The 18,763-nt window shown below is 70.4% G+C and carries 17 protein-coding genes; 5 read left to right on the top strand and 12 right to left on the bottom strand.

From position 1 onward, the window contains the following. Window positions 1-22: 22 nt before the first annotated feature. The 6 genes from AC6I9V_RS06630 to AC6I9V_RS06605 all read right to left on the bottom strand — a co-directional run bounded on the left by AC6I9V_RS06630 (window position 23) and on the right by AC6I9V_RS06605 (window position 6,922). On the bottom strand, window positions 23-2,728 hold the full coding sequence (locus AC6I9V_RS06630) for a PEP/pyruvate-binding domain-containing protein (protein ID WP_497898785.1): 2,706 nt from the start codon (window positions 2,726-2,728) through the stop codon (window positions 23-25). 10 nt (window positions 2,729-2,738) lie between these two features. Continuing rightward, a complete protein-coding gene (locus AC6I9V_RS06625; protein ID WP_146335934.1) occupies window positions 2,739-3,053 on the bottom strand; it encodes a hypothetical protein in 315 nt (104 codons plus the stop codon). 77 nt (window positions 3,054-3,130) lie between these two features. After that, the gene (locus AC6I9V_RS06620; RefSeq protein ID WP_497898784.1) at window positions 3,131-4,186 is read right to left on the bottom strand and encodes a zinc-dependent alcohol dehydrogenase family protein; all 1,056 of its coding nucleotides are present in this window, start codon (window positions 4,184-4,186) and stop codon (window positions 3,131-3,133) included. Window positions 4,187-4,253: 67 nt separating this feature from the next. After that, window positions 4,254-5,450, bottom strand: coding sequence for an acetyl-CoA acetyltransferase (locus tag AC6I9V_RS06615; protein WP_497898783.1), 1,197 nt, complete (start codon window positions 5,448-5,450; stop codon window positions 4,254-4,256). Next, window positions 5,447-6,136, bottom strand: coding sequence for a CoA transferase subunit B (locus AC6I9V_RS06610; protein WP_497898782.1), 690 nt, complete (start codon window positions 6,134-6,136; stop codon window positions 5,447-5,449). The genes AC6I9V_RS06615 and AC6I9V_RS06610 overlap by 4 nt, the downstream gene beginning before the upstream one ends. Window positions 6,137-6,181: 45 nt before the next feature. Continuing rightward, a complete protein-coding gene (locus AC6I9V_RS06605) occupies window positions 6,182-6,922 on the bottom strand; it encodes a CoA transferase subunit A (protein WP_349413288.1) in 741 nt (246 codons plus the stop codon). Window positions 6,923-7,174: 252 nt separating this feature from the next. Between AC6I9V_RS06605 and AC6I9V_RS06600 the strand changes: the two genes are divergently transcribed. Beyond that, window positions 7,175-7,948: an IclR family transcriptional regulator gene (locus tag AC6I9V_RS06600; RefSeq protein ID WP_497898781.1), complete on the top strand. Its 774-nt coding sequence runs from the start codon at window positions 7,175-7,177 to the stop codon at window positions 7,946-7,948. A gap of 291 nt (window positions 7,949-8,239) precedes the next feature. Beyond that, complete coding sequence (locus AC6I9V_RS06595) at window positions 8,240-9,205, top strand: plastocyanin/azurin family copper-binding protein (RefSeq protein WP_497898780.1); 966 nt, start codon at window positions 8,240-8,242, stop codon at window positions 9,203-9,205. 48 nt (window positions 9,206-9,253) lie between these two features. Here the strand turns inward: AC6I9V_RS06595 and nadE are convergent, their stop codons facing one another. Then, complete coding sequence (nadE, locus tag AC6I9V_RS06590) at window positions 9,254-10,078, bottom strand: NAD(+) synthase (RefSeq protein WP_349413291.1); 825 nt, start codon at window positions 10,076-10,078, stop codon at window positions 9,254-9,256. Window positions 10,079-10,312: 234 nt separating this feature from the next. On the opposite strand from nadE, the gene AC6I9V_RS06585 reads away from it, so the two are divergent. Beyond that, window positions 10,313-11,566 (top strand): FAD-dependent oxidoreductase, encoded by a 1,254-nt coding sequence (locus AC6I9V_RS06585; RefSeq protein WP_497898779.1) that lies wholly within the window; start codon window positions 10,313-10,315, stop codon window positions 11,564-11,566. A 75-nt stretch (window positions 11,567-11,641) separates the two neighbouring features. Here AC6I9V_RS06585 and AC6I9V_RS06580 read toward each other — a convergent pair whose 3' ends face one another. Genes AC6I9V_RS06580 through acsA form a run of 5 tightly spaced genes read right to left on the bottom strand, consistent with a single transcriptional unit; the run spans window position 11,642 to window position 17,157 of the window. Further along, window positions 11,642-11,884 (bottom strand): phosphopantetheine-binding protein, encoded by a 243-nt coding sequence (locus AC6I9V_RS06580; RefSeq protein ID WP_497898778.1) that lies wholly within the window; start codon window positions 11,882-11,884, stop codon window positions 11,642-11,644. A 12-nt stretch (window positions 11,885-11,896) separates the two neighbouring features. Next, the gene (locus AC6I9V_RS06575) at window positions 11,897-13,324 is read right to left on the bottom strand and encodes a dihydrolipoamide acetyltransferase family protein (RefSeq protein ID WP_497898777.1); all 1,428 of its coding nucleotides are present in this window, start codon (window positions 13,322-13,324) and stop codon (window positions 11,897-11,899) included. Beyond that, window positions 13,317-14,297 carry an alpha-ketoacid dehydrogenase subunit beta gene (locus AC6I9V_RS06570; RefSeq protein WP_349413550.1) on the bottom strand — a complete coding sequence of 327 codons (981 nt, stop codon included), beginning with the start codon at window positions 14,295-14,297 and terminating at the stop codon, window positions 13,317-13,319. The genes AC6I9V_RS06575 and AC6I9V_RS06570 overlap by 8 nt, the downstream gene beginning before the upstream one ends. Continuing rightward, complete coding sequence (gene pdhA, locus AC6I9V_RS06565) at window positions 14,294-15,313, bottom strand: pyruvate dehydrogenase (acetyl-transferring) E1 component subunit alpha (protein ID WP_349413551.1); 1,020 nt, start codon at window positions 15,311-15,313, stop codon at window positions 14,294-14,296. The genes AC6I9V_RS06570 and pdhA overlap by 4 nt, the downstream gene beginning before the upstream one ends. Beyond that, entirely contained in the window at window positions 15,310-17,157 is a 1,848-nt protein-coding gene (acsA, locus tag AC6I9V_RS06560) for an acetate--CoA ligase (protein ID WP_349413552.1), read from the bottom strand. The genes pdhA and acsA overlap by 4 nt, the downstream gene beginning before the upstream one ends. A 138-nt stretch (window positions 17,158-17,295) precedes the next feature. Here acsA and pyrE point away from each other — a divergent pair, with 138 nt between their 5' ends. Together pyrE and AC6I9V_RS06550 are read left to right on the top strand one after the other, a co-directional pair. Beyond that, window positions 17,296-17,880, top strand: a complete 585-nt coding sequence (gene pyrE / locus AC6I9V_RS06555) for an orotate phosphoribosyltransferase (RefSeq protein WP_349413553.1) — start codon at window positions 17,296-17,298, stop codon at window positions 17,878-17,880. A 106-nt stretch (window positions 17,881-17,986) separates the two neighbouring features. Then, window positions 17,987-18,754 (top strand): GAF and ANTAR domain-containing protein, encoded by a 768-nt coding sequence (locus AC6I9V_RS06550; protein ID WP_349413555.1) that lies wholly within the window; start codon window positions 17,987-17,989, stop codon window positions 18,752-18,754. The last annotated feature ends 9 nt before the right edge of the window (window positions 18,755-18,763 follow it).

The raw sequence follows: 18,763 nt of genomic DNA, 5'->3' as shown, positions 1-18,763 counted from the left end.
CCTGACTGTCGCAGCACGGTGTTCAGTCGGGCAGCTCCCGCACGGTGCCGGCGGCGCCGTCCACGGTGACGCGCTGGCCGGTGTGCAGCCTGGTGGTGGCATCCGGCACGCCCACCACGGCCGGAATCCCGTACTCGCGGGCGACGACAGCCCCGTGCGAGATGACGCCGCCCATTTCCATCACCAGGGCGCCCGCCGTCATAAAGAGCGGGGTCCAGCCGGGGTCGGTCGAGGGTGCCACCAAAATTTCGCCGGGTTCAAGGCGGGCGCCCACCGGGTCAAGGATGACCCGCACGGTGCCCGTGGCGGTGCCGGCAGAGGCGGGCGTCCCGGCCAGGGCGCCGGTGGGCGGTGCCTTGGCCATGACCGCGGCCTCGACGTCGGTCCCGTCCGAGAGGAGCACTCGCGGGATGTGGCGGCGGCGCAGCTCGACGTCGTACAAGCGGCGGCGGCTCGCTACGAGGTCCTGCATCCGGGCGCCGCGCAGTCCTACCCGAAGCTCGGCGAAGTCCAGGAAAAACACGTCTTCCTTTGCCGCGACGACGCCGGCGCGCACCAGCTCTTCGCCGACCAGCAACAGCTGGCGGTGCATTTCGCCGAGGACCTTGACGATGTGGAACTTGGGCAGCTCACGCAGGCCGGACAGTTCCCGGACCCGGCGCAGGCACAGCTCGAGCGCCCGGGCCCGCCACCGGCCGCGGGCCCCGGCGCGCTCCACCAGGCTGCGGATCCTCTCCTCGGCATGCTCGGCGGCCCGCCGGAACTGCCGGTCCGGCGCCTGTTCCGGGTCCTCGACGCGCAGGTAATTGGAGATCATTCCGAGGATGTGGTCCGGCTCCTCCGACCAGCGCGGCATGCCCAGATCGATCTCGGCCACGGCCCGGTGGCCGTACCGGGCCAGGAAGTCCCGGACTCCGGCCTGCGCCGGCCCTGGAAGGGAGCCCGCGCGGTACGCCGCCGCGAGCCGGGCCGGGTCCTGCGCCAGGAAGACGTCCCGCGACACGGGGTCGGCGCCGATGCCCACCGCCAGTTGCCAGAGTTCCAGGTCCATCTCGGTGGTCACATTGTGCGGCAGCCCGCGCAGCACCGCCTCCAGCTCGCGCGGCGGGGCGATGCCGCGCAGCAGCCGCCGGGCGACGGCCAGCATGATGTACCCCACGGAGGGCCCGGGCAGGGTGGCGCGGATCAGCCCGTCGACGGTCCGGTTCGCGATCTGTTGGGCGTAGTCGAGCCGCTGTGGGGCGGATGCCGGCTCGGCCAGCACCAGCTCCGCTTCAAGGCGTTCGCCGTAAGCCTCGGCCCGGCGGAGTTCCGCCGCTGGCCGGACCGCGGCCTTAATGAGAGCCGGGATCAGGCCGAGGACCATGGCCAGGCTGGCACTTGCCTCGGTGCCCCGGGCCCCCGGGCCGCCGACCGGCCGGGCGGGCCTGGGGCCGGTCTTCCGGGGGCGCTCCCTGAGTGCGAACCGCGGATCGGCCAGCAGTTCCGGAAATACCGCGGCCGATCGGCCGTCCGCCAGCGGGAGTATCCGCTCCAGGTAGCGGCGGCCCCACTTGTTTTGCACCACCGCCGTCAGGTCCACGTACATCCTCAGCCCGGGGTTCACGTAGCGCCAGAATCCCTTGCTGTTCCGCATCAGCCCGAGCGCCGCGAGCCCGATCGGTGTGATCGGGCGGGTCAGCCCCTGGAGCAGGGTTCCGCACAGGTAGACGCGGGTCCCACCGGCGGGATCCGGGTTGAGGGCGGACGGGTCGCCGGAGAACGGATCCGCCAGCGGGTACAGCGTGGTGATCGGCCGGGACTGCGTCAGCCAGGCCTTGCCCTCGGCGTCGAAAACCCACTCGATATCCTGCGGCGCGCCAAAGAGGCGCTGGACGGCGTCGCCGAGGCGGACCAGCTCGGTGAGCTCGGCGTCCGCCAGGCTCCAGCCGCGTGCGGGATCGTCATCGCCCGGCACCCTGGCCAGGACCGTCGCCGTCGCGGTGTCCACGGTGAACTGGTCCGGATTCACTGCCCCGGACACAACGGCCTGGCCAGCCCCGGGGCTGGCGTTGATCACCGTCTCGGTCCGTGTGCCGGTCACCGGGTTGGCGGTGAACATCACGCCCGCGGTGGCGGCGTCGACCATGATCTGGACGACGACGGCGAGCCCCACCTCGCGGTGGCTGATCCCGTTGGCGGACCGGTAGGCCACCGCCCGGTCGCTCCACAGCGACGCCCAGCAACGGTGGACCGCGTCGATGACAGCGTCGGGGCCGACGACGCCGGTGTACGAATCCTGCTGGCCGGCGAAGCTGGCGAAGGGCAGGTCCTCGGCGGTGGCGGAGGAACGCACCGCAACAGCCGGCTCCGCCCCCAGGGCGGCGTAGGCGGAACGCACCGCCGCGTCGACGTCGGGCGGGACAGCCGCGGCGCGGATCAGCTCGCGGGCGCCGGCCGCCAAGGGGTCCAGCTCAGCGTGGCCCGGCTCCGGCTGGCCCGCCGTGGTTGCGGCGGTGTCGAGGCGGGCCGCCAACGCGTCAAGCCCGCCCGGCGCCGCCCGCCGGTACGCCTCCGTGGTCAGGCAGAAGCCGCGCGGGACGGGGAAGCCGGCGGCCGCGAGCCTGCCCAGGTTCAGGGCCTTGCCGCCGACAAGCGGCAGGGGAGCGGACCCGGTGCTGCCCAGCTCCAAGACAAGGCCCTCCAGCACACGGCCGGCGGGCACGTGGTCAACCCGTTCGGAGCACATGGCTCACCGCCTAGGCGGTCGCCGCGTCGCCGGCGTCCTCCCACTGGACGTCCAGGTTGCGGAACACCGGAGGGGAATCGCACAGGGCAGCCATCCGCGCCGCGAACTCCGAGGTTTCCGGCCGGCCCGAGTTCTCCATGGCCGACTCGTATGAATCGAATTCGACGATGGTGAGGTAGGTGCCGGGGCGGTCGCGGTCCGCGGTGTTCAGGATCCGGCGGAAGGTGGGGGCGGTGTCCCCCTCGGTCCGCGAGGGCCGGCCGAGCGCCTCGATCTCGTCGATGCGGGACGACTGGAATTCGATGATCTGCACAAACCTGGCCATGACGGCTCCTTGACGGCTGCGGGGTGCTGATGCGCATCACGCTAGACCTGCCGTCCCGGCTGTGCAAGACCGCGCGGCTAGGGGGTGAGCAGCACCTTGATGGCGCGCCGTTCGTCCATCGCCCGGTAGGCCTCCGGCGCCTCCTCCAGCGGCATCACGACGTCGAACACCCGTCCCGGGTTGATGCTGCCGTTGAGCACGTCGGCCAGCAGTTCCGGGATGTAGGTCCGGGCCGGGGCCATCCCGCCGCCGATCGTGATGTTGGTGTCGAAGAGGTAGCGCACCGGAATTTCGGCACCGCCGGTCGGCACGCCCACAAAGCCCATGGCGCCGCCCGGGCGGACGCTGTGCAGGGCCTGCTCCATGGATTCCTTGGTGCCGACGCATTCCAGGACGGAATCGGCCAGCACCCCGCCGAGCAGTTCGCGGACCTTGGCGACGCCGTCGTCGCCGCGCTCGGCCACGATGTCCGTGGCGCCGAACTCGCGGGCGATCGCCTGCCGGTCGGCGTGCCGGGACATGGCGATGATCCGCTCCGCGCCGAGCCGCTTGGCCGCCAGGACGCCGCACAGGCCCACGGCCCCGTCGCCGACCACCACGACCGTCCGGCCGGGACCGGCCTTCGCGGCGAGGGCGGCGTGGTGGCCGGTGGCCATCACGTCGGAGAGGGTCAGCAGGCTGGCGCGCAGGGCGTCGTCGGGATCGGTAACGCCCGGAACCTTGACGAGGGTCGCGTCGGCGAGCGGGACACGGACCGCCTGGCCCTGGCCGCCGTCGATCGCGAAACCGGCGTCGTCCTTGCCGCCCCAGCCGGCCAGGTGGTCGCAGGCGACGGTGACGCCGTTGAGGCACTGCGGGCACTTGCCGCAACTGACCACAAACGGCGCGATGACCAGGTCGCCCACGGCCAGTTCCGTCACGGCGTCGCCGACGCTTTCCACCAGGCCGATGAATTCATGGCCGATCGCGGAGGGCTTGTGCGTTGGCTTGACCCCGCGGTACGGCCACAGATCCGAGCCGCAGACGCAGGCGGCGGTGACCTTGACGACGGCGTCGGTGGGCTGCTGGACGGTGGGGTAGTCGCGGTCTTCGACGCGGATGTCGCCGGGTCCGTGGATGATGGTGGCGCGCATGGGGTCTCCTCGCCTGGTGGTGAATGGGGGTGGAATCGAGTCTAGCCCGGGCCCCGCGTCGTTTGTTTTAGACGGCTTCAAGCACACTGACGTAGTTGGCGATGCCGACGCCGCCCATGTTCTGCACCGCGGCGCGGCGCGGGGTGGCCAGCTGCATGTCCCCGGCGGTACCGGTGAGCTGCATCGCCGCGATGACGTGCTGCGAGACGCCGGTGGCGCCGACCGGGTGGCCCTTGGCCTTGAGCCCGCCGGAGACGTTGATGGGCAGCTTGCCGTCCTTGAAGACCCAGCCTTCCTGGAGCGCTCGGGCGCCCTGGCCCGGCTCGGTCAGGCCCATGGCCTCGTACATCAGCAGTTCGGCGATAGTGAAGCAATCGTGCACTTCGGCGAAGTCCAGGTCCTCCAGTCCGACGCCGGCCATGCCCAGCGCGCGCTGCCAGGAGGCGCGGGTCGCGGCGAAGGCCGTGGGGTCGCGCAGGTCGGTCGGGAAGAAATCGTTCGCCTGGCCGAAACCGGCCAGCCGGACGGGGGCGGTGGCGCCGCCGGTGGGGGCGAGGCTCAGCACGACGGCGGCGGCGCCGTCGGACACGGGGGAGCAGTCGGTGCGGCGCAGCGGATCGGCGACCATCGGGTTCTTGTCCGAGACCGTCTGGCAGAACTCCTCGCCGAGGTCCTTGCGGAGCTGGGCATAGGGGTTGTCCACGCCGTTGCGGTGGTTTTTGGCAGCGATCGTGCCCAGGACGTCGCCAAGCTTCCCGTTGGCGTCCCCGTAGCGCTTCCCGTAGTGCTTCGCGACCTCGGCGAAGAGGCCCGTGAAGCCGGTGGTGGAGGGCTTGCCGGCCATGTCGTAGTCCGCGCCGAGCAGGGCCGCGCCCACAACGTCGGCGCCGGCGTGGGTCATCTTCTCCGCGCCGATGACCAGGACGGTTTTCGCCGTGCCGGCCAGCAGCGACTTGGTGCCCTGCTGGAACGCCGCCGAGCCGGAGGCACAGGCGTTCTCGACCCGGGTGGACGGGACGTTGGCCAGCTGCTCGGAGACCTGCAGGGCCAGCGAGGACGGGAACGCCAGCGGCATCATGCCGGAGTTGAACTGGCCGAGGTAGATTTCGTCGATCTGGCCGGGTTCGATCCCGGCGTTGCCGATCGCCTCCGTGGCGACCTGGACGATCAGGGATTCGAGGGTCTCCTCCGTGAGCTTGCCGAAGCGGCTGTGGCCCCAGCCGGTGAGCAGGACGTCTTTGCCGAACTGGTCTTTGAGGCTCACGCGGTGGCTCCTTCCAGGGCGGCGGAATCATTGTCGAGTTCGACGTCGAACTCCGCCTCGGTCTTTTCGCGGATCTCCTCCACCGTGACGCCGGGGGCGAGCCGGGTCAGCGTCAGCCGGCGGACGCCCGAGTCTTCGTTCTTCACCAGGTCAAAGACCGCGAGGTCGCTGATGATCCGGTCCACACAGCTCAGCCCGGTCAGCGGCAGGGTGCATTCCTTGACGATCTTGGCGGTGCCGTCCTTGGCGTTGTGCTCGGTGAGGACCACAACGCGCGGGGTGCCGGCGACGAGGTCCATGGCGCCGCCCATGCCTTTGACCATCTTGCCGGGGATGGTCCAGTTGGCGAGGTCGCCGGCGCCGGAGACCTGCATGGCGCCGAGGATGGCGACCTTGACGTGGCCGCCGCGGATCATGCCGAAGGAGGTGGCGGAGTCGAAGATGCTGCCGCCGGGCAGCACCGTGACGGTCTGCTTGCCGGCGTTGATCAGGTCCGCGTCCTCCTCGCCCTCGTAGGGGAACGGGCCCATGCCGAGCAGGCCGTTTTCGCTCTGCAGCACCACCCGCACGCCCTCGCGCAGGTTGTTGGCGACCAGCGTGGGGATGCCGATGCCGAGGTTGACGTAATCGCCGTCGTTGAGTTCTTCGGCCGCAATGGCGGCCATTTCATTCCGGGTCCAAGCCATGATGATTCTCCTGAAAAAGTGTGGGGTTGCGGCGCTGAGGCCGGGTTAGACGGCGACGGCGGCGGCGTCGGACGCTGCTGCCGCTTCGGTGCGGGGGCGGACCGTGCGCTGCTCGATGTCCTTGACCCGGTCGCTGGCCTGGACCAGGCGCTGGACGAAGACGCCCGGCGTGACGATGTGGTTCGGGTCCAGCTGGCCCGGTTCGACGATCACTTCGGCTTCCGCGACCGTGACGGCGCCGGCCGTGGCGACCACCGGGTTGAAGTTCTGCGCGGTGTAGCGGTAGATCAGGTTGCCGTCGGTGTCGGCGGTGTGCGCGTGGACCAGGGCGACGTCGGCCTTGATGGCGCGCTCCTGGAGGTACGTTTCGCCGTCGAACTCCGCCAGCGGCTTTCCTTCGGCGACGAGGGTGCCCACGCCGGTCTTGGTGTAGAAGGCCGGGATGCCGGCGCCGCCGGCGCGGAGGCGCTCGGCGAGGGTGCCCTGCGGGGTGAACTCGACCTCCAGCTTGCCGGCGAGGTACTGCTCGGCGAAAAGCTTGTTCTCGCCCACGTAGGAGGCGATGACCTTGCGGACCTGGCCGGCCTCGATCAGTACACCGAGACCCTTGCCGTCGACGCCCATGTTGTTCGAGACCACGGTGAGGTCCTTGACGCCCGAATCGCGCACGGCCTCGATCAGGTCGGCCGGGATGCCGCTGAGTCCGAAGCCTCCCACGGCGAGCGTCATGCCGTCGCGCAGCACGTCCTGCAGCGCGGCGGCCGCGCTGGATTTCACCTTTGACATTTGCATCTCCTCATTGAGCTGTGGGTCGCCGGAGGGCTGCCCCGGGCCCGCTTCCGTGATCCACTTTGTGGACTGTTTGCCTGATGAAGGAGCCTATGGTGTGGCGTGGAGCACTGTCAACGCCGCAATTCGCCAAAATTGGGTGCGTTTTTATAGTGTGGACGGTAGGCTGATCACTGTCCACAATATGGATGCCGGGCGGAATTTCCAGGTGGATATTCAGCTGGATGGATCCGAGAAACCGCGAGGAAAATGATGACTGTTCCCGTGCAGGGCGCCCAGGTGGTGAGCCGGGTCGCGGCCCTGCTGAGGATCGTGGGCCGGAAGCCGGAAGGTTCCCCGCTCGTGGAGTTGGTCCGTGAATCCGGGCTGACCCGGCCCACCGCCCACCGGCTGCTCACGTCGCTGGCCGCCGAGGGCCTGCTGGACCAGGATGCGCACAGCGGCAACTGGGTGCTCGGCCCGGAGATCCTGTTGATGGGGTCGGTTGCGTCGGCGCGGTTCCCGCTCGAGGACATTGCCAGGCCCAGCCTGCGGCGGCTGGCCGAGGAAACCGGCGAGAGCGCGTTCTTCTCGATCCGCCGCGGCGCCGAGACGGTGTGCCTGCTCCGGGAGGAGGGCAGTTTCCCGGTGCGTTCCTTCGTGCTGCACGAGGGCGTCCGTTTCCCGCTGGGCGTCGCGTCCGCCGGCACCGCAATCATGGCGTTCCTGCCGGCGGCGGAGCAGGAGGAACTGCTGTCCGGCTGGACCGCCCACGCCGGCAGCTTCGCCGCCGCCCACACCGAGGAGCTGGTCCGGTCGAACCTGGAAGCCACGCGGCAGGCGGGCTACGCGGTCAATCCGGGCCTGGTGCTGGAAGGCAGCTGGGGGATGGGCGCCGCCGTCTTTGACCAGCGCGGCCGGCCTGCCTGGGCGCTGTCCCTGACCGGAATCGAACCCCGCTTCCGGGCGGACCGCCGCGACTACCTGGGGCGGTTGCTGATGGATGAGGCGCACCGGATCTCCCTGCAGCTCCAGGGCAACTGAGCCGTCAGCGCCCCGGTACCCGGGACGTCTCGACAAACCGGCGCCCGCGGGCCACGATTGGAACTGCAGCCGCGGCTGCATGCGCAGACACTGCGCCTACTCCATAGTCCGGGTGGCGCGTCTGGCCCAAAAACTACTTCCCCGCCTTGATGCTGGGGGACTGGGAGCAGGAGAAGAGCGCGGCGGACGCAGTCCAGGCCGGAGCCAACCGGCGTCGCCAGCGGCGACGGCGGCGCACGTGACTAGCCGGTTCCCCGGCTGTTTGCCTCCAGCAAAGAAGGAATGAGTCTCATGACTCGCCAAACTGAAATACACCATGCGCCGCGTTTGCTGCGCCTCCTCATTGCCTTCGCCGCCGCCTTGGTGCTGCCGGTCGCCGTCAGCGGCGCCGCCAGCGCCGACGGTGGCAAATCCGCCCGGACCTGGACGGTCCAGGTCGGGTCTGAATCCTCGGACCAGGCCATCCAAGGCATGGCCTTCCTGCCCGAAAACATCTACGTGAACGCGGGCGACAAGGTCACCTGGCGGGCCAACGCCGCTGAAATCCACACCGTGACGTTCCTCGCCGAGGGCCAGTCCCTGGAATCCACCCAGCCCTTCAACCCCGCGGTTCCGGAGGACGTCAACCAGGTGGGCGGCAAGGACTATGACGGCCACTCGTATTACAACTCCGGCGTGATGACCAATGTGTCTAACAGCGGGTTCAATCAGGTCAAGAAGTACACCCTGGCGTTCCCGAACGAGGGCGACTTCACCTACTACTGCCTGGTCCACGGCATGGCCATGAAAGGCACGGTCCATGTCCGGGCAGCGGGCACCGAGTACCCGTACCGGCAGTCGCAGTACGACCACCAGGCGGAGAAGCAGGAACGGGCCATCCTGCGCGACGGACACCGGCAGTGGGACGCCGCCCGGGACCGGACGGACAAGCACACCGTGATCGCCGGAACGGATAACGGCACCTCGATGGTGATGCGTTTCATCCATCAGAAGATCGAAATCAAGGTGGGGGAGTCGGTGACGTTCGTCAACGACGGCATGGGGGCCCCGCACACCATCACGTTCGGCAAGGAACCCGCCAATTTCTTTGCACCGCTCGGTGACCCGACCCAATTCAGCGGAGGCGACCTGAACTCCGGAATCCTGCCGCCGGGGACGAGCTTCAAGGTGACGTTCACGAAGGCCGGCGAATTCGACTACATCTGCGCCCTGCACGACTTCATGGGCATGAAGGGAACGGTGGAAGTCCGGAAGTGACCGCACGGCGCACCGGTCTGGTGTAGGGCAGGAGCCGCTACCGGCGGGTTACTGCTTCCACCAGGTGTCAAAGATGGTGACCGGGACGGTGCGCTTATGCCGGGTCCGCAGGTATTTCTGCTCGATCAACGCGGCCGCGGCGTCGGGGACGTCGCGGCCCTCGAGGTAGTCATCGATGGTGTCGTAGCTCAGGCCCAGTTCATCCTCGTCGGTGCGGCCGGGCTTGTGGTCCAGCAGGTCCGCGGTCGGCACCTTTTCCCAGACCCGCGCCGGGGCGCCGAGCTCCGCGAGCAGGGCCCGGTTCTGGCGCTTGTTGAGGCCGAACAGCGGGAGGATGTCCGCCCCGCCGTCGCCGAACTTGGTGAAGAACCCGGTCACGGACTCGGCGCCGTGGTCGGTGCCGATCACCAGGTAGTTGTGTTCCCCGGCCAGCGCGTACTGGGCGATCATGCGCGTCCGGGCCTTCGTGTTGCCCTTGTGAAAGTCGGAGATCCCGTTGCCCACGGTCTTCTCGAACTCGTCCTCAAAGCCGTCCACCGCGGCGGAGATGTTGAAGGTCCACTCGGTCTTAGCCCGGACAAAGTCCAGGGCCGCCTGGGCGTCGTCCTCATCGTGCTGCACGCCGTAGGGCAGGCGCACGGCCACGAAGTTGGCCTCCACGCCCTCGGCGTCGAGTTCCTCGACGGCCAGCTGGGCCAGCCGGCCGGCGAGGGAGGAATCCAGGCCGCCGGAGATGCCCAGGACAAAGCCCTTGGTGTGGCTGGCCTTGAGGTATTCCTTGAGGAACGTGACGCGTTTGCGCACCTCCCCGGCGGGGTCGATCCGGGGCTGCACGCCCATTTCTTCGATGATCTTCGCCTGGAGTTCACGCATGCCTCACAGCCTAGCCAGCAGTGTCAATCGGGCTCAACTGTTGCCCCGCGCGGCGGTTCGGATCAGGCAGGCCGGGGGCGGCGTCGACGTCGGCGCGGCGGTTCGCGGCGGCCGCTGCGCTTCCGGACCAGCGCTACGCGGATCCGCGCCGCCTACGGCCGAAACCGCAGCGCAAATCCGGATCCGGCGCGAAAAGCCCTCCCGCGGACTCGGGGCCAGGCGTAGCGTATGGCCATGGAGAAGACCGGATGCGCGGTGGTGGGCGGCGGCCCGGCCGGCATGATGCTTGGCCTGCTGCTGGCCCGGGCCGGCGTGCAGGTGACGGTCCTGGAGAAACATGCCGACTTCCTGCGGGATTTCCGCGGCGACACCGTGCACCCCTCGACGGTCCGGCTGATCGACGAACTCGGCCTCGGCGAGGAGTTCCGCCGGCTGCCGCAGAGCCGCCTGAAAAGTGTGGTGTTCCCCGTCCCGGGCGGCCCGCCGGTGACCATGGGCGACTTTGACGCCCTCCCGCCGCCGTACAACTACATCGCCATGATGCCGCAATGGGACTTCCTGAACTTCCTGGCCCGTGCGGGGGCGGACGAGCCGGGGTTCACGCTGCTGATGAGCCACGCCGCCACCGGACTGGTCCGGGACGGGGGCAGGGTCCGCGGCGTCCGCGTGCGCACACCGGACGGTGCGCAGGAGGAACTGCGGGCGGACCTGGTGGTTGCCACGGACGGCCGCCACTCCGCGCTCCGTGCCGCCGCCGGACTGGCGCCGAAGGAGTTTCCGGTGCCCTTCGACACCTGGTGGTTCAGGCTGCCCCGCCATCCCGGCGAAACAGGCGAGGTGGCCGGCCTGGTGCCGGCGTTCGGCCCCGGCGAGGCGCTGGTGGGCCTGAACCGGACCGACTACTACCAGATGGGCTACCTCGCACCGAAAGGCACCGACGTCCGGATCCGCGCGGAGGGCGTCGAGGGCTTCCGGCGCCGGATCGCGGCGCTCCGGCCCGACCTCGCGGACCGTGTTGACGCCATCGGGTCCCTCGAGGACCTGCACTGGCTCGACGTGCGCCTGGACCGGCTGCAATCGTGGCACATCAACGGCCTGCTCTGCATCGGCGACGCCGCGCACGCGATGTCCCCGGCCGGCGGCGTCGGCATCAACCTCGCCGTCCAGGACGCGGTGGCGGCGGCGGAGCTGCTGGCGCCCGCCCTGCTTCGGGGACGGGTCACCAGCGCGGACCTCCGACGCGTCGAACGACGACGGCGGCCGCCCACCGTCGTCGTGCAGACAGCCCAGCGGCTTATGCACCGTGCCGTCTTCGGCCCCATCATGGCCGGGAAACGAACAAAGTTTCCGGCCGCGGCTCTTTTTGTGGCCCGGCGTGTTCCCGCGGTCCGCAGAATCATGCCGCGGCTCATCGGCTTCGGACCGCGCCCCGAACACGCGCCCGCGTTCGCGCGCCGCACCGGGGCCGCCCCGCGGCCGCAGCCCTAACCCTCGACCCGTCGACTGCTCCGAAACCACCCTTATGGACCCCCAAAACGGCCGTTATGGAGCAGCGGATGCGCCTTAGCCGTGCGCGGCGAGGTAGCTGATCAGGCCGTCGACGGTGGCAACAACCGGGTAGTCCCGCTCCGGGATGTCCACCCCGGTGGCCGTGTCGATGGTTTCCACCAGCCGCAGGAAATCCAGCGAGTCGAGGTCCAGGTCCTGGCGGAGCCGGGCGTCGCCGACGACGTCGTCAAGCTCCACCTCGGGGGCGACCTGCCCGAGCGCGGCGCGGACCGCGGCCCGGGCATCCTGTTCATTCATAGGTCTCCGCCTTCACAGTTCGTCCGGTTTTTGCAGCAGTTCGTCGATCCGGGCCAGGAAGCGGCCGCCGCGGAGCCCGTCGCTGACCCGGTGGTCGGCGGAGAGGGTGGCGGTCGCGGCGGCCCGCACGCCAAGCATCCCGTGCTCCGCAAAGGGCTGTTCGAGGACGCGGCCGAACCCCACCATGGCCACCTGCGGCGGATAGATCACCCCGTAGACGCTGTCCACGCCGAGGTCCCCGAGATTGGTCACCGTGATGGTGGGGTCCGCCATCTCCGCGCGCAGCAGCCGCCCGGCCCGCGCTCGGCCGACCACGTCCCGCAACTGTTCCATCAGCACATCGAGGTCGAGGGTATCGGCGTCGTGGATCGCCGGCGCCACCAGGCCGCCCTGCCGCAGGGCCACCGCGACGCCCAGGTGCACCGCGGCACTGGGCCGGTAGGCGCCGTCCACGTAAAAGCCGTTGACTTCCGGGACGTCCTTGGCCGCGAGCGCCGCCGCCTTCAGCAACAGGGCGGAGGGGACCAGCCGGGACGCCACCGGCCGCTGGGCGTTGACGGACTGCATCCAGCCGACGGCGGCGCGCAGGTCCAGGGTGGTGCTGAGGTAGTAGTGCGGGATCGTCTGCTTGGACCGGGACATCAGCGCCCCGATTGCCCGGCGCAGGGTCGCCACGCGCTCGCGGGCCGCCGAGGGCTGCTCCGGTGCCTCCTCGGCCGCCGGTGTGGGGGCCGGCGGGGTGGCGGCCGGTACTTGCGCCCCGGCAGCCGGTGCTGCGGCCTCCGCCGGAGCGGCTGCTTCGGGCGCGGCGGCGCGCTGCACGTCCTCCACGGTCACGGCGCCCTCCGGCCCGGTGCCCGGAACGGAAGAGAGCTCGATGCCGAGCTCGGCGGCGAGCCGACGGGCCCGCGGTGCCGACCGCACCCGCCCGGCGGCCGGCGGCCGGGCGGCCACCGCGTGTTCCACGTCGGCGCGGGTGATGGCACCGTCCTTGCCGGTGCCGTGGAGCCGTGCGGTGTCGACGCCGAGGCGGTGCGCCAGGTGCCGGACCGGCGGGGCGATCGGGGGCGCTGCCTGCTCCGGGCCGGCGGGCGCTGCCGGAGGAGCCGTGTCGGCCTTGACGGCGGGCGCGGCCGGAGGCTCGTGCGCGTCACGCGCGGCCGGGAGTGGCGGCCCCTCCGGGCCCGGCGGCCCCACCTCGGCCGGGGTCTGCGTGATCCGGGCCAGCGGCGTCCCCACCGGCACGGTCTCGCCGAGGCCCACGAGGAGGTCCGCGACCACACCCTCCTGGAAGGACTCGACGTCCATCACGGTCTTGTCCGTATCCACCACGGCAACGAGGTCCCCGCGGCGGACGTAGTCGCCGGGCTTGACCAGCCACTCGACGATTTTGCCGTGCTCCATGTCGGCCCCCAGCGAGGGCATCAGGAAATCAGCCACGCGCCCCGACCGCCTCCCGCGCCGCCGCCACCACTCGTTCCACGGAGGGCAGGGCAGCCAGTTCGAGGTGTTTGGAGTAGGGGATCGGCACCTCGGCGCTGCAGACCCGGCCCACAGGAGCGTCCAGGTCGAAGAAGGTGTGTTCGCTGATCCGGGCGCTGATTTCCGCGGAGATGCTGCCGCTCCGCCAGCCCTCGTCCACCACCACCGCCCGGTGCGTCCGGGCCACCGAGGCGAGGATGGCGGCGTCGTCGAGCGGCCGGAGCGTGCGCAGGTCCAGCACCTCGGCGTCGATGCCCTCCCCTGCGAGCAACTCGGCCGCCTCCAGGGTCAGCGGCAGGGTCCCGCCGTAGGTGATGAGCGAGACGTCGGCGCCGGACCGCCGGATGGCGGCGCTGCTGATGTCCACCGCGCCGGCGTCGTCCGCGAGTTCACCCTGGACGTTGTAGAGCGAGCCGTGTTCGAAGATCAGCACCGGGTCCGGGTCCTCGAGCGCGGTCCAGAGCATCCCGCGCGCATCCTCGAGGGTGGCGGGGGTGAGGATCCGCAGCCCTGGGATGTGCGCGTACCAGCCCTCCAGGCTGTGCGAGTGCTGGGCCCCGAGCTGCCGGCCCGCGCCGGTGGTCATCCGGATCACCAGCGGCACGTGGAACTGGCCGCCGGACATGTGCAGCAGGGACGCGGCGTTGTTCACAATCTGGTCCAAGGCCAGCAGGCTGAAATTGACGGTCATGACCTCCACAATGGGGCGCATCCCGCCCAGCGCGGCGCCGATGCCGGCACCGACGAACCCGGACTCGGACAGCGGCGTGTCCCGAATCCGTTCCGGACCGAACTCCTCCAGCAGGCCCAGGCTCACGGCGAAGGAACCGCCGTAGGCGCCCACGTCCTCACCCATCAGGAACACCCGCTCGTCCCGCTGCACCGCGTCGCGGATCCCGGCCCGGAGCGCCTCCCGGTAGCTGGACTTCATGACCCGCGCCCCGTTCCCGGGCCGCTGCGTTCGCTGTACACAAAGCGGGTGAGGTCCTCGAGCGGCTCGGGCGTGCCGGCCTCGGCAAACTCGACGCCGGCGGCGACCTCCGCTTCGGCGTCGGCCTGCAGCTGCTGCCAGTCCGCGTCCGTGAGCTGGCCCGCTGCCTCCAGGGAGGCGCGCAGCAGGGTGATCGGGTCCCGCTCGAGCCACCGGGCGACCTCGGCCTTGTCCCGGTACCGCTCCGGATCAAACATCGAGTGCGCCCGGAAGCGGTAGGTGCGCAGTTCCAGGAAATGCGGGCCGCCGCCGGCCCGGACCGCATCCACGGCGCGGCGGGCGGTCTCCTCGACGGCCAGCACATCCATCCCGTCCACGGCCCAGGCCGCGATCTCGTACCCGGCGGCCTTCAACGCCATGTCGGTCTGCGACTCGGACCGGCCCAGCGCCGTGCCCATCGCGTAGAGGTTGTTCTCGCAGCAGAACAGCACCGGCAGCTGCCAGAGGGCGGCCAGATTGAGGCTTTCGTGGAACTCGCCCTCCGCGACGGCGCCCTCGCCGAAGAAGCACGCGGTGACGCGGGACCGCCCGGCCAGCTTGTCCGCGAGGGCCAGCCCGACGGCGAGCGGCAGGCCGCCGGCGACGATCGCGTTGCCGCCGTAGAACCGGGTGGCGGCGTCGAACAGGTGCATGGATCCGCCGCGACCGCGGCAGCAGCCCTGCACGTGGCCGTACATTTCGGCCAGGATCGCGCCGGCGGACACACCGCGCAGCAGCGCGTGGCCGTGCTCCCGGTAGGTGGCGACGACGGCGTCCTCCGGCGCGAGCGTCTCCAGCACCCCGGCCGCCACCGCTTCCTCGCCGATATAGACGTGCAGGAAGCCGCGGATCTTGGCGGCGCTGTACAGCTCCACGCATTTCTCCTCGAGCCGGCGGATCCGCAGCATCTGCAGCAGCAGGTGCCGGCCGTGCACGGGATCCAGGGGACCGGCCGGCGCCGCCAGCGGCCCGCTCATTCCGTGCCTCCCGGAGTCCGCTCTGACGTCGCGGCGGCCCCCGGTGGCGCCTCGATGGTGGACGTGTCGCCTTCCGGCAGCCCCAGCTCGCGGGCCTTGAGCAGCCGCCGCAGGATTTTCCCGCTGCGGGTCTTGGGCAGCGCGGTCGTGAAGTCCAGCAGCCGGGGCGCCACGGCCGGGCCAAGGCGCTTGCGGGCGAAGCCGATGATCTCCAGCCGGAGGTCCTCGGACGGTTCGAAGCCGGGACGCAGCTCCACGAAGGCCTTGACCACCTCGCCGGCCACCGGATCGGGGACGCCGATCACCCCCGCCTCGGCCACGGCGTCGTGCTCCATCAGCGAGCTTTCCACCTCGAACGGGCCAATCAGGTGGCCCGAGGACTTGATCACGTCGTCGCCCCGGCCGACGAACCAGTAGTAGCCGTCGGCGTCGCGCCGGGCGAGGTCGCCGGTGAGGTACCAGCCGCCGGCGAAGCAGCGGCGGTAGCGCTCCTCCTCGTGCAGGTAGCCGCGGAACATGGAGGGCCAGCCGGGCCGCAGCGCCAGTTCGCCCATGGTCTCCGGCTCGGTCACCAGCACCGCCTGGCCGTCCCGGACCACCGGCTTGTCCTGGCCGTCCCGCAGCACCAGGGCGGCTTCGATGCCGGGCAGCGGCCGTCCCATGGACCCGGGCCGGATCTCGGTGGCGGCGAAATTGGAAATCATGATGCCGCCGGTTTCTGTCTGCCACCAGTTGTCGTGGACGGGCTGGCCGAAGGCTTCCTGGCCCCACACCACCACCTCCGGGTTGAGCGGTTCGCCGACGCTGGCCGCGAAGCGCAGGGCGGAGAGGTCGTGCCCCTCGGCGTGGTCCGCCCCGGCTTTCATCAGCATCCGCAGGGCCGTGGGCGCGGTGTACCAGACGCTGACGCGCTGTTCGGCGAGGATCCGGTACCAGCGGTCCGCGTCCATTTCCTCCTCGTCCACAATGCACGTCACGCCGTGGCTGAGCGGCGCGATCACGCCGTAGGACGTCCCGGTCACCCAGCCGGGATCCGCCGTGCACCAGTAGATGTCGTCCGGGTGCAGGTCCAGGGCGAAGGTGCCGGTTGCGTGGTGGGCGGTGACGGCGTCGTGCACGTGGATGGCGCCCTTCGGCGTCCCGGTGGTGCCGGACGTGAAGTGGAGCAGGGCCATGTCCTCCGGCTGGGTCGCCGCGATCTCCCGGTCCGCCGGGGCCGCCTGCATGAGCCCGGCCAGGTCCAGGGTGCCCGGTTCCGGGTCGCCGTCGGCGTCGGTGAGCAGCACGTGGCGCAGCTCCGGCAGCGAGCCGCGCAGCTGTGCCACCTTCCGCCGGTACAGGGCCCTGGTGGTGATGAGCACCCGGCCGGACCCGAGCTGCAGCCGCTGCCGCACGGGCTCCGGTCCGAAGGCCGAGAACAGGGGGCAGAACACGCTGGCGTTTTTGAAGGTGCCGAGCATGGCGCTGTACAGGGCGGGGCTGCGGCCGGCGAGGGAGAAGACGCGCTCGCCGCGTCCGACGCCGAGGCTGTGCAGCACCGCGGCGAACCGGCTGCTTTGCTCCGCCAGCTGTGCGTAGCTCAGCGAATGGCTGCTCCCGTCGGCACGGATGAAGCGCAGCGCCTCGTGGGCGCCGTGGCCGGCGGCGGCATGGCGGTCGGCGGCCTCGTAGGCGATGTTGAGGCCCCGGCCGTCGGGCAGCCCGGACAGCTCCCGGCGGGCCTCCTGCCACGAGAACGCGGCCCGGCTCGCCTCATAGTCCACCAGGTTGGGCCGGACCCGGAAGCTGCCGGGATCCTTGCGGATCGCCGGCCAGCGGGTGGAAGGTTCGGTTCCTGCCGTCATGCTTACATCGGACGCCCGCCCCGTCCCGGTTGCCAGTGCCGGAAGTCCCGTGCCGTGCACCCCTGGACGCCACAACGGCCCCGACACCTGGCGTCCGGACTGGGATCCGGGGCGCGGCCTGCCACTAAACTAAGTGCCATGACTGCCACCGCTGACTTTGCAGCCGACGCCGCTGCCGCCCGTGCCCGCCTCCTGGAACTGATCAAGGAGCTGGCCGTCGTGCGCGGCAAGGTCATTCTTTCCAGCGGCGCCGAGGCAGACTATTACATCGACCTCCGCCGCATCACGCTGCACCACGAGGCCTCCAAGCTCGTCGGCCAGGTCATGCTGTCGCTGCTGGACGACGCCGGGATCGACTTCGAGTGCGCCGGCGGACTCACCATGGGCGCGGACCCGGTGGGCACCGCCGTGATGCACGCCGCCGTCGACGCCGGCCGTCCGGTGGACGCCTTCGTCGTCCGCAAGGCCCAGAAGTCCTACGGCATGGGCCGCCAGGTCGAAGGCCCCTCGGTGGAGGGCCGAAAGGTCCTGGTGCTGGAGGACACCTCCACCACCGGCGGTTCCGCGCTGACCGCCGTCGAGGGAGTCCGCAAGGCCGGCGGCAACGTCGTCGCCGTCGCCGTGATCGTGGACCGCGACACCGGGGCCAAGGAAAAGATCGAAGCCGAAGCCGGCGTCCCCTACCTGTTCGCCTTCGGCAAGGACGAACTCGGCCTAAGCTAGGCGTTTCACCCGGGGCGGAAACGTGTGGACGGTGCCATGGGGGTGACTTATCATTTTTTCAATACCCCCATCGGTACTTCCCGTACCCATAGTTGGAGAACGCGCCATGCTCCCGCCCCAGGAATACCCTGCCTCCGTCAGTACCGTCGACCAGGTCCAGAACCTCATCCTGGACAGCACGGACTTCGAAGAGTTCCTCAATGAACTCGCTCGTTTTTCCGCGCACCAGGTCGCCGGCGAGGGCGACGACGCGCTGTGCGGCATCACCCTGCTGCGGGACCGGAAGGCCGCGACGATCGGCTGGAGCAGCGACTCGGCCAAGGAAGTCGACGAGATCCAGTACCGGCTGGCGCAGGGCCCGTGCCTGACCGCGGCGCAGGAGGAACGGGAGGTCTACGTCCCGGACCTGTTCGAGGAGGACCGCTGGGGCCCCGACTACGCGACCGCCGTGGCCTCGCACGGGCTGCGCTCGGTGCTGTCGGTGCCGTTCCACCTGCAGGGCGAAGCGCAGGCGGCGCTGAACCTGTATTCGGACGCGCCGCACAAGTTCGACGGCGACGTCGCGGACCGGGCGCGCGACTTCACCCGGCAGATCTCCCAGGCGCTGCGCATGGCCGTGCGCTTCTCGCTGCACACGGACAGCGCCACCAACCTCCGGGCCACCCTGGAGTCCCGCACGGTCATTGACATGGCCATCGGGATCGTGATGGCCCAGAACCGCTGCAACCAGGAAACGGCTGTCCAGATCCTCACGGACGCCTCCAGCCACGGCAACGTCAAACTCCGCGACATCGCCACCTCGCTGGTGGAATCCGTTGGTGGCTCGGCCACCCGCACGCACTTCCAGGAACCGGGACGGCAAGCGGCCGGTTAAACCGGGGAC

This window comes from Arthrobacter sp. SlRoot2-15, from assembly GCF_059739345.1.
This window is presented reverse-complemented; position numbering and strand designations above follow the sequence as displayed.

Excerpts from the sequence above, each read along its gene's own strand:
- AC6I9V_RS06630 (WP_497898785.1), bottom strand. The coding sequence starts at position 2,728 with ATGTGCTCCGAACGGGTTGACCACGTGCCCGCCGGCCGTGTGCTGGAG.
- AC6I9V_RS06625 (WP_146335934.1), bottom strand. The coding sequence starts at position 3,053 with ATGGCCAGGTTTGTGCAGATCATCGAATTCCAGTCGTCCCGCATCGAC.
- AC6I9V_RS06620 (WP_497898784.1), bottom strand. The coding sequence starts at position 4,186 with ATGCGCGCCACCATCATCCACGGACCCGGCGACATCCGCGTCGAAGAC.
- AC6I9V_RS06610 (WP_497898782.1), bottom strand. The coding sequence starts at position 6,136 with ATGGCTTGGACCCGGAATGAAATGGCCGCCATTGCGGCCGAAGAACTC.
- AC6I9V_RS06605 (WP_349413288.1), bottom strand. The coding sequence starts at position 6,922 with ATGTCAAAGGTGAAATCCAGCGCGGCCGCCGCGCTGCAGGACGTGCTG.
- AC6I9V_RS06600 (WP_497898781.1), top strand. The coding sequence starts at position 7,175 with ATGATGACTGTTCCCGTGCAGGGCGCCCAGGTGGTGAGCCGGGTCGCG.
- AC6I9V_RS06595 (WP_497898780.1), top strand. The coding sequence starts at position 8,240 with ATGACTCGCCAAACTGAAATACACCATGCGCCGCGTTTGCTGCGCCTC.
- nadE (WP_349413291.1), bottom strand. The coding sequence starts at position 10,078 with ATGCGTGAACTCCAGGCGAAGATCATCGAAGAAATGGGCGTGCAGCCC.
- AC6I9V_RS06585 (WP_497898779.1), top strand. The coding sequence starts at position 10,313 with ATGGAGAAGACCGGATGCGCGGTGGTGGGCGGCGGCCCGGCCGGCATG.
- AC6I9V_RS06580 (WP_497898778.1), bottom strand. The coding sequence starts at position 11,884 with ATGAATGAACAGGATGCCCGGGCCGCGGTCCGCGCCGCGCTCGGGCAG.
- AC6I9V_RS06570 (WP_349413550.1), bottom strand. The coding sequence starts at position 14,297 with ATGAAGTCCAGCTACCGGGAGGCGCTCCGGGCCGGGATCCGCGACGCG.
- pdhA (WP_349413551.1), bottom strand. The coding sequence starts at position 15,313 with ATGAGCGGGCCGCTGGCGGCGCCGGCCGGTCCCCTGGATCCCGTGCAC.
- acsA (WP_349413552.1), bottom strand. The coding sequence starts at position 17,157 with ATGACGGCAGGAACCGAACCTTCCACCCGCTGGCCGGCGATCCGCAAG.
- pyrE (WP_349413553.1), top strand. The coding sequence starts at position 17,296 with ATGACTGCCACCGCTGACTTTGCAGCCGACGCCGCTGCCGCCCGTGCC.
- AC6I9V_RS06550 (WP_349413555.1), top strand. The coding sequence starts at position 17,987 with ATGCTCCCGCCCCAGGAATACCCTGCCTCCGTCAGTACCGTCGACCAG.